At 69.8% G+C, this 8,907-nt stretch carries 10 protein-coding genes; 5 read left to right on the forward strand and 5 right to left on the reverse strand.

Annotation, left to right across the window (positions count from 1 at the left end; genetic code table 11):
* Positions 1-1,126, forward strand: a 1,126-nt coding sequence (locus BM093_RS33550; RefSeq protein WP_093357183.1) for an IS256 family transposase, incomplete at its 5' end; no start/stop codon positions are given.
* 89 nt (positions 1,127-1,215) lie between these two features.
* Here BM093_RS33550 and BM093_RS33555 read toward each other — a convergent pair.
* Positions 1,216-1,923, reverse strand: a complete 708-nt coding sequence (locus BM093_RS33555; RefSeq protein WP_177238873.1) for a DUF2267 domain-containing protein — start codon at positions 1,921-1,923, stop codon at positions 1,216-1,218.
* A 576-nt stretch (positions 1,924-2,499) separates the two neighbouring features.
* Between BM093_RS33555 and BM093_RS33560 the strand changes: the two genes are divergently transcribed.
* The 4 genes from BM093_RS33560 to BM093_RS33575 are packed head-to-tail and all read left to right on the forward strand — an operon-like array spanning position 2,500 to position 6,307.
* Complete coding sequence (locus tag BM093_RS33560; protein ID WP_177238874.1) at positions 2,500-3,648, forward strand: glutathione-independent formaldehyde dehydrogenase; 1,149 nt, start codon at positions 2,500-2,502, stop codon at positions 3,646-3,648.
* A gap of 28 nt (positions 3,649-3,676) precedes the next feature.
* Positions 3,677-4,135 carry an MSMEG_3727 family PQQ-associated protein gene (locus BM093_RS33565; RefSeq protein WP_093357192.1) on the forward strand — a complete coding sequence of 153 codons (459 nt, stop codon included), beginning with the start codon at positions 3,677-3,679 and terminating at the stop codon, positions 4,133-4,135.
* A gap of 26 nt (positions 4,136-4,161) precedes the next feature.
* The gene (locus BM093_RS33570) at positions 4,162-5,841 is read left to right on the forward strand and encodes a PQQ-dependent dehydrogenase, methanol/ethanol family (protein ID WP_093357196.1); all 1,680 of its coding nucleotides are present in this window, start codon (positions 4,162-4,164) and stop codon (positions 5,839-5,841) included.
* A 52-nt stretch (positions 5,842-5,893) separates the two neighbouring features.
* A complete protein-coding gene (locus BM093_RS33575) occupies positions 5,894-6,307 on the forward strand; it encodes a GlcG/HbpS family heme-binding protein (RefSeq protein ID WP_093357199.1) in 414 nt (137 codons plus the stop codon).
* 39 nt (positions 6,308-6,346) lie between these two features.
* On the opposite strand, the gene BM093_RS33580 is transcribed toward BM093_RS33575, so the two are convergent.
* From BM093_RS33580 to BM093_RS33590, 4 genes are all read right to left on the reverse strand, one after another.
* The gene (locus tag BM093_RS33580) at positions 6,347-7,384 is read right to left on the reverse strand and encodes a hypothetical protein (protein WP_093357203.1); all 1,038 of its coding nucleotides are present in this window, start codon (positions 7,382-7,384) and stop codon (positions 6,347-6,349) included.
* A gap of 246 nt (positions 7,385-7,630) precedes the next feature.
* Positions 7,631-8,386 (reverse strand): HAD family hydrolase, encoded by a 756-nt coding sequence (locus BM093_RS33585; RefSeq protein ID WP_218163055.1) that lies wholly within the window; start codon positions 8,384-8,386, stop codon positions 7,631-7,633.
* Positions 8,383-8,520: a hypothetical protein gene (locus tag BM093_RS36400; protein WP_177238875.1), complete on the reverse strand. Its 138-nt coding sequence runs from the start codon at positions 8,518-8,520 to the stop codon at positions 8,383-8,385. Before BM093_RS36400 ends, BM093_RS33585 begins: the two co-directional genes overlap by 4 nt.
* Before the next feature lie 132 nt (positions 8,521-8,652).
* The coding region (locus tag BM093_RS33590) for a transposase (RefSeq protein ID WP_143105615.1) at positions 8,653-8,907 on the reverse strand (255 nt) is incomplete at its 5' end.

An 8,907-nucleotide genomic window follows, 5' to 3' on the forward strand; every position in this document is an offset into this window, starting at 1 on the left:
CACCGTTCTGCAGGCTGCGCTCGACACCGAGATGACCGAGCACCTGGGCTACGAGCCCGGCGACCGCTCTGCCCCACGAGGGGACAACCACCGCAACGGGAGCTCGCCGAAGACGGTGCGTACCGAAGTCGGGCCGGTCGAGCTGAAAGTCCCGCGGGACCGGGCCGGGACGTTCTCACCGCAGATCGTGCCCAAACACGCCCGTCGGGTGGAAGGTTTCGACGAGGCGATCATCAGCCTGTACGCGAAAGGGCTCACTACCGGCGAGATCGCTGTGCACCTGGGCGAGGTCTATGGAACGACGGTGTCTCGAGAGCTGGTCTCGAAGGTCACCGACAAGGTCGTCGAGGAACTCGTCGCCTGGCAGGGCCGGCCCCTGGACCGCGTGTATCCCGTGGTGTTCGTGGACGCTCTGTACGTCAAGATCCGTGACGGGCAGGTCGCCAACCGCCCGATCTATGTCGTACTCGGGATCAACTGCGAGGGCGAACGAGACGTGCTCGGGCTCTGGGTCGGCACCGGCGGGGAGGGCGCGAAGCACTGGATGGGGGTGCTGGCCGAGCTGCGTAACCGCGGTGTTGCTGATGTGTGCATCGTGGCCTGCGACGGGCTCAAGGGTTTGCCCGAGGCGATCGCTGAGGTCTGGCCGCGCGCCACCGTGCAGCACTGCGTGGTGCACCTGGTGCGGGCCACTCTGCGCTATGCCTCCAAAGCGCACTGGTCGTCGATCACCAAGGCACTCCGCACGGTCTACACCGCACCGACCGTCGATGCTGCTGAGGCGCGCTTCGCCGAGTTCGAGACCGAGTGGGGACAGCGCTACCCGGCGATCATCCGGCTCTGGCGAGGCGCCTGGGAGGAGTTCACCCCGTTCCTGGCCTTCCCGCCCGAGGTTCGGCGGGTCATCTACACCACCAACGCGGTGGAGTCGCTGAACTCGCGGTTCCGGCAAGCGACTCGTCGGCGGGGGCACTTCCCGAACGACCAGGCCGCGCTGAAGGTGCTCTACCTGGTCATCCGCAGCCCGATCGCGAACCGGACCAACGTGACCGGCCGGACCACCGGCTGGAAGGCTGCACTGAACGCGTTGACACTGTTCTACGGCGACCGGATCGCCCTGAACTGACACAGACGATCACCGCCCACACACGATCTTCCAGACAGTCCCCCCGCCGATACCCGTTCGCGGCCGGTGTTGGGCCGTTGGGTTTCGGGTCAACCTCCGGACGCGACCTGTGTGACGGCAGCGTCGACCCGTCGTGCGAGTGTGAGGTCCGGTTCGGTGACGCTCGCCGACCCGGTCCGCAGCCGAAAGGTGACCGTGCCGGATCCGCGCTCGACATGGGCGTGGTCGTTCATGTCCCGGGCCTCCCGCTGCACCTGATCGACGAGCGGGGTGATCCGGTCCTCGGGAAGACTCACGGTCCGAGCAATCCCGGTCTCGTCGCCGGTCCAGTCGGGCAGCGCCCGCAACGCCGCGCCGACCTCGTCGGCGGTGAGCCGGGTCGGCCGTTCGGGCGGCACGGTGGTGGCGACGTCGGGAGGATCGCCCGCGGGTTCGAGAACCTGGAGGGTTTCCGGTGGCATGTTCTCGTGTAGCGCCTCGGCCAGGTCGGCGTCCGCGGCCCGGATCTCCCTCAACACGGCCATCGCCAGGTAGCGGGCGCGTTCCGGCGGCTCGCCGAGGGTCTCGCCGACCTGGTCGACGAAGGCCTGGCCGATACGTGGCGGGCTGGTGCCGGCGACGTCGGCCGCCGGCTCGACCTTGGCGGGCAGTGCGTCGGCCAGTCGTTCTCGTAGGTCGTGGGGTAGCTCGTGGGCGAGGGTGTTGAGTACGGCTTCGACGACCGGGCGGGCGTGTGCGCCGCTGTCGAGTTGTGCGCGGTCGCGCACTCCTTCCACGAGCGTCTCGTACCTGACCACCACTGATCCCTTCCGTTGCGTCGACGTCGGTGAATCCGGCGTCGACGCAAGGCCTACCCGCCAGACGTTCACCGATGCCCGTGGTCCGGCCAGATACACGTGAAGTTCCATGGCGCAGTCACCTCTGCACCGAGTAGGACCGGCGACGACCGGGTCGTCACAGGGTGGTCTCAGATGCCGTCACGGTCCTTGCCGTCGAAGCAGGGCACGTCCGGCGTCGTGGCTCAGCAATTGCGCGGCGTCTGCCGGCGCTGCCGCATGGGTGTCCGCCACGACGCTGCTACTGCTGACCGCCCGTCCGGGCGCCGGCCCGCAATGTCGGCCAGGATCCGACCGGCCAGCAACCGCGTCCGGCGAAGGCCAGCGCGGCGGCCCGGGCGATACCGCTGGACGCGCCGATCAGGACGCCCCCGGTCGGTCGGACACGGCCACCGGCACGTACTGCGCCACGCACCCCACGACGCCCCGACCGTAGGTCCGGCGAGACAGACCCGCATCCGGGGCGTGTCCCGGCATTGAAGCGGTGTGTCCGGGTACGCGCGCTATGGAGTCGCCGCATACGTGGGGAGGAGATCCATGAAGGCCGTGGTGTATCAGGGGCCCTACGAGGTCGCCGTCTCCGACGTCGAGGACCCGCGGATCCAGGACCCGCAGGACGTGCTGGTGAAGATCAGTACGACGTGCATCTGCGGCTCGGACCTGCACATGTACGAGGGCCGCACCGACGCCGAGCCGGGCATCGTGTTCGGCCACGAGAACATGGGGGTCATCGAGGAGGTCGGGTCCGGGGTGACGAGCCTGCGCCGGGGGCAGCGGGTGGTGATGCCGTTCAACGTGGCCTGCGGGTTCTGCCGCAACTGCCGGGCCGGGAAGACCGCGTTCTGCGAGGTGGTGAACCCCGGCTTCGCCGGCGGTGCCTACGGCTACGTGTCGATGGGGCCCTACACCGGCGGCCAGGCGGAGTACCTGCGGGTGCCGTTCGCCGACTTCAACTGCGTGCCGCTGCCCGAGGGCTCCGAGCACGAGTCCGATTTCGCGCTGCTGGCCGACATCTTCCCGACCGGCTACCACGCCACCGAGCTGGCCGGGGTCCGCCCGGGCGAGACGGTCGCGGTCTACGGCGCGGGCCCGGTCGGGCTGATGGCGGCGTACTCGGCGCTGCTCAAGGGGGCCCGGCAGGTGTTCGTGGTGGACAAGGTCGCCGACCGGTTGCAGTTGGCCGAGCGGATCGGCGCCACCCCGATCGACTTCAGCCGCGGTGACCCGGCCGAGCAGATCACCGACGCCCTGGGCGACAGCGGGACCGACCGCGGCATCGACGCGGTCGGGTACCAGGCCACCGCGGCCGAGGGTGAGGAACAGCCCGCGATCGTGCTCAACCAGCTCGTCGACACGGTCCGCCCGACCGGCGGGATCGGCACGGTCGGGCTGTACCTGCCCTCGGACCCCGGCGCGCCGAACGAGAACGCCGCGCAGGGGCTGCTGCTGTTCGACATCGGCCGCTTCTTCGAGCGCGGCCTGCGCATGGGCACCGGCCAGGCCGACGCGAAGGCCTACGCCCACCAGCTCCGGGACCTGATCATCGCCGGGCGGGCGGAGCCGAGTTTCGTGGTGTCCCAACAGGTGCCGCTGTCCGAGGCCCCGGACGCCTATGCGCGCTTCGACAAGCGCGAGCCCGGCTATTCGAAGGTGCTGCTGCACCCGAACGCGGACCTGCCCGCCTGAGCGGGCGGATCGTACACGGAGGCGATCAATGACGATCACAGGATCTCCCCGGACACTGAGTGACCTCGGGCTGGACCGGCAGAATCACGGCACGCTCGGCCGGCTGCTCAACAGTGGGCCGGTGGCCGAGGCTGAGGACGGCCCCGATGGGCGGATGCGCGGGCGGCTGCGGGTCGTCCCGGACCAGATGGTCTGGGACCCCGCGGTCCTGTACCTGCCCCACGGCGGCCGGCTCGATCTGGACATCGTCAACGACGACTCCAGCACGCACACCGTCCTGCTGCCCAGCAACGGCGACAAGCAGTTCCTCGCACTCCCGGTCCGTTCCCGGGGCAAGGCACATCTCGAGCTCGACGGGCCGGGGTGCTACTGGTTCTCGTCGGTGATCGGCAATGACGAGGGCAGCGGCCTGACCGGGGCGATCGTCGTCGGCGGTGAGGTGGCCGAGCAGGCCCGCCTCGACCGCCCGGAACAACCCCGGCCCTGAAACAGCACCAGGAACGGAGGTCGAAGATGACCGACTACGTCGACGCCGGGACCGCAGTCAACCAGGGAGAGTTCGCGGGGGTGACGGGGTTTGCACCGCCGGTGGTCCGCGGGCTCGATCACGAGCGACTCCTGCACGCGCGCTCGGAGCCGCAGAACTGGCTGACCTACTACGGCGCCTACGACGGGCAGCGCTACAGCCCGCTCGACCAGATCACCACCGGGAACGTGCACCGGCTCGCCCCCGCCTGGATCTTCCAGTCCGGTGCGGCCGGGATCCACGCCGGAGCGTCGACGTATGCGTTCGAGGCGGCCCCGATCGTCGTCGACGGGATCATGTTCCTGGCCGGGTGGGACGGCTGGATCTGGGCACTCGACGCCCGCACCGGGTCGCTGCTCTGGCGCTACAAGCACGCTGTCCCGTTCGACACCCCGCTGTGCTGCGGGAACGTGAACCGCGGGGTCGCGGTGGCGCAGGGGAAGGTCTTCGCCGTCTCGCTCAACGCGCACGTCCTCGCGCTGGACGCCGAGACCGGGCGCTGTGTCTGGGACGTCCCGTTCGGCGACGTCCGGGCCGGGGAGAGTGCCACGGTGGCGCCACTGGTGGTCAAGGACAAGGTGATCGTCGGCAGCTCCGGCGGCGAGTTCGGCGTGCGTGGCCACCTGGATGCGTTCGACCTGGAGACCGGGCGGCACGCGTGGCGGACCTATACCGTGCCCGGGCCCGGCGAGCCGGGTGCCGACACCTGGCCGGAGAACGCCACCGTGCGCGGCGGCGGCAACTGCTGGATCACCGGCACGTTCGACCCGGAGCTGAACCTGCTCTACTGGGGCACCGGCAACCCGTCACCCGATTTCGACGGAGAGGTCCGCCCGGGCGACAACCTCTACACCGACTGCGTCCTCGCCGTCGATCCGGACACCGGCGAGATCCGCTGGCACTACCAGTACAACCCGCACGACGTGTGGGACTACGACTCGAACATGGAGAACATCCTGTTCGAGGAGGACGGGCGCAAGCTGCTCGGCCACTTCAACAAGAACGGCTACTTCTTCGTCCTCGACCGCACCGACGGCACGCTGGTGCGGGTCACCCCGTTCGTGGACCGGATCGACTGGGGCGAGATCAGTGCCGACGGCACGGTCACCCCGCAGATCTACCCGGACGCCGAGGGCGAACCGGTCCACTTCTGGCCCGGCCCGGGCGGCGGCAAGGAGTGGACGCACGCCGCCTACAGTCCGCGCACCGGGCTGTTCTACGTCCCGGCACAGGACGTCGGCGCCACCATCACCCGGCGGCGCCAGGAGTTCAAGGAGGGCAACCCGTACTGGGGCGCCAGCGTCGCCGTGGACACCGAGGACATGGCCGGTTACCTCACCGCTGTCGACGCACACGGCCGGGAGGCCTGGCGCTGGACCAACGACGTGCCGATGTGCGCGTCGGTGCTGGCCACCGGCGGCGACGTGGTGTTCACCGGCGAGCCCACCGGTGAGGTCAACGGCTATCACGCTCGGACCGGGGAGCTGCTCTGGCAGTTCCAGACCGGCAGCGGCATCCACTCCAGTCCCACGACCTACAGCATCGACGGGCGCCAGTACCTCGCGGTCCCGTCCGGCTGGGGCAGCTGGGCCGACGGGTTCCTGCCGGGACTGATCGGGGGCTCGCATGGCGACGCCCTCGTCGTCTTCGCGCTACCCGAGCACTGACACCGGCCGACACTGATCGCGCCTGCCGCGGGCGCACACGGAGAGGAGCACCATGCGCACGATCGAGAGCGTCGGTCTCGCCGACGCCCGCCGCGTCATCGCCGCCGGCGAGGCCGAGGCCGACCGCCAGGGCCAGCCGATGAACATCGCCGTCGTCGACGCCGGTGGCAGCCTCGTCGCCCACATCCGCCAGGACGGCGGCTGGATGGGCAGCGTCGACATCGCGATCAACAAGGCGTTCACCGCCCGGGCGTTCGACCTGCCGACCGCCGACCTGGCCGACAACGCCCAGCCCGGGCAGCAGTTCTACGGGATCCAGGAGTCCAACCACGGACGCGTGATGGTCTTCGCCGGCGGGATCCCGCTGTCCACACCGGATGGTGGCGTGATCGGAGCGGTCGGGGTCAGCGGCGGTACCGGTGAGCAGGACGCAGCGGTCGCGAAGGTGGCGGCCGCGGCACTCTGATCCGACCGGATCCAGCTCCACATGGTCCGGCCGTGGCGATCACCCGGCGCGGATTCGTTCCGCGGTGCGGTGCCCGTAGGCGGCGTGCCGCACCGCGGCGCCGTTCTCCAGCCCGGAGCCGATGGCCCCGGCCACGGTGCCGATCACGGTCGCCATCAACGCGCAGCCCAGGTAGTCCGGCAGCCCGACGGGGTGACCGAGCTGGCTGCCCAGGTACTCCGGGGTCACGATGACCACCAGGGACACCAGGGACAGCACGAACAGCACCGCCGTGTAGGCGAGGACGCCGACGCCGACGGTGATCAGGGTGGAGGCGTTGCGCAGCCCGGTGCTGGGCCGGTCGCGGCGCTGCGGGTCACCGCGGCGCTCCCACAACCGGTGCGCGGCCACCAGCCACCCGGCGTGTACGGCGGTCGCGCCGACCACGGTGACCGCGATCCGCCACGGGGGCATCGAGTCCGCGAGCGTCCAGATGCTGGGGTAGAGCACGCCGAACGCGCTGCCGGCCAGGCCGCCGGCCAGCGACCGGGCCAGGCCGGTGGTGAACGCCCAGGGCCGGTTGGCCCGGACCATCCCGGCGACCAGCCGGGCCAGGCCGGCGGGACGCAACTGGGGCGCCGGCGGGTCGCGGTCATCGCCGGTCAACAGCCGCTCGGCCATGGTGGTCAGCAGGTCGGTGATCACGGACCGTGCCCGGCGTCGCACGTTGAGCGCGCCGAGTGCGGGTAGGGACACCACGGCGACCGCGGCGTTGCCGTGCTCGGTCAGCACGGTGCGCCGACCGCGCCGGATCGGGACGTCGGTGATGCCGATGGCGATGTCCCAGTCGGTGTCGCGGACCCGCTCGCGGGCCTTGTCGTACAACCCGTAGTCGGAGCTGCCGAGCGACTCGAACGGGTCCTGGGTGGTGACGACGCTCCAGCTGACCGGACGGCCGTCGAGCTCGTCGGGCAGAGTGCGTTCGAGTATGGGGGCGATGTCGCGGGCGACGTCGTGGGGCAGGTCCGGGTCGGTGAGCAGTCCCACGACGAACCGGCTGCGGTCCGGGTCGTCGTCTCCGGTCGGGGCCTCGGACATGGCGGACGCCTGCCCACAGTGCCGCCGGCGAAACCCGCGGAAATCAGCCGTCCGACGGTCAGCGCAAGAGATGCTCGCCGGCAGGGATGTGCCCGAGTTCAGTCGCGGGGCGGCAACCCGTGGTGGAGCGGGGGCCCGTGTAGCGCAGGCGGGATGTAGTCGTGGACGGGCCCACGCGTAGTAGCGGAGCGCTCCGGCCGCCCGTGGCGTCGCGCAGGACCACGGTGAGCCACCACGACACAGCGATCACTCGAGATGCTCGGGGAGCCGGCGGTGGTCGGTGATGACGTGGTCGGGGGTGCAGGGACACCCACATCCGAGGGTGCCGGCATCGTCGTTCGGGGCGTAGAGCACTGTGTGGAGCCCGGCGCGGTGCGCGCCGTGGATGTCGCGGAAGGGGTCGTTGCCGACGTACACGGCGCGTTCGGGGCCCACCCCGAGGGCATCGAGTGCGGCGGTGAACAGTCGCTCGTCCGGTTTGCGGAAGCCGAGGTCACCGGAGACCACGATCGAGTCGAAGTAGTCGATCAAGCCGAGTTCAGCGAGCTCCGGGCGTGCGTAGGCGCTCTGGCCGTCGGTGACGATGCCGAGCCGGTAGCGGGTGCGAAGTTCGTCGAGGACCGTGCGCACATGCGGATACCGGCGCAGTCGCCGGCGGGCGAGGCCGCGATGCAGTTCGGTGAGGAACAGTGGTAGCTGTTCGAGCCGGTCGGCGGAAAGGGCGCGGGTGCAGGCGGTGGCGTGTCGTTCGACGATGGCGCGCCAGACCGCGACGGCGTCGAACTCGGGGTAGGTCTCCGGTATCTGGTCGCGCAGCTCGTGCAGGGTGGCGAAGTAGGTCGCGCGCAAGCGGCGCCGGGGCAGGTCGATGCCCGAGTAGGCGAGCACACGGCTGATGACGCGGTAGATCCGGTCTCGCTGTTCGTCGGTGACGATGTCGACCAAGGTGCCGTTGACATCGAACAGGACGGCCCGGGCGCACAACCGCTTCTCCTCGGTCACGGCGTGCGCAGCAGCCGTTTGGCGTGCTCGACCAAGGTGGCTGCGTGGTCGGTGTCGATGTAGGTGTTGCGGGCGACTCGCAGCAGCGTGCACGCCATGTAGTAGGGCAAGCGGGCGGTGAGCGCCGCGAGCACCGCCTCCGATTCGGGGAAATGGCCGCAGTACGCGCTCAGGAAGTGCCCGACGAAGGGCTCGGCTCGGTCGGGATCACCGGGAGCCTGTCACGATTCCCGTGTAAGCCACGGGTGACTAATGCCGTTAATGTATCACAGAGGAAGTCGTCCGGGGAAGAGGACGACCAGCGTGTTCAGAGCCGTTTTCCAGCCGTGTGTTCCAGTTCCGGATTCACCTCCCCTTCTGCTCGAGATGTTCCGGAGTCCGAGGTAGAGTAGCTTCATCGCTGCCTCGTCGGAGGGAAAGTGCCCGCGGGTCTTGGTGATTTTCCGGAGCTGGTAATTGATGGATTCGATGGCGTTGGTGGTGTAAACGATGCGCCGCAGTTCCGGTGGGTAGTCGAGGAA

This window comes from Pseudonocardia ammonioxydans, from assembly GCF_900115005.1.
GTDB classification, from domain to species: domain Bacteria; phylum Actinomycetota; class Actinomycetes; order Mycobacteriales; family Pseudonocardiaceae; genus Pseudonocardia; species Pseudonocardia ammonioxydans.

Bases quoted from the DNA above. Each gene is read 5' to 3' on its own strand.
- BM093_RS33560 (WP_177238874.1), top strand. From the start codon at position 2,500: ATGAAGGCCGTGGTGTATCAGGGGCCCTACGAGGTCGCCGTCTCCGAC.
- BM093_RS33565 (WP_093357192.1), top strand. From the start codon at position 3,677: ATGACGATCACAGGATCTCCCCGGACACTGAGTGACCTCGGGCTGGAC.
- BM093_RS33570 (WP_093357196.1), top strand. From the start codon at position 4,162: ATGACCGACTACGTCGACGCCGGGACCGCAGTCAACCAGGGAGAGTTC.
- BM093_RS33575 (WP_093357199.1), top strand. From the start codon at position 5,894: ATGCGCACGATCGAGAGCGTCGGTCTCGCCGACGCCCGCCGCGTCATC.
- BM093_RS33580 (WP_093357203.1), bottom strand. From the start codon at position 7,384: ATGTCCGAGGCCCCGACCGGAGACGACGACCCGGACCGCAGCCGGTTC.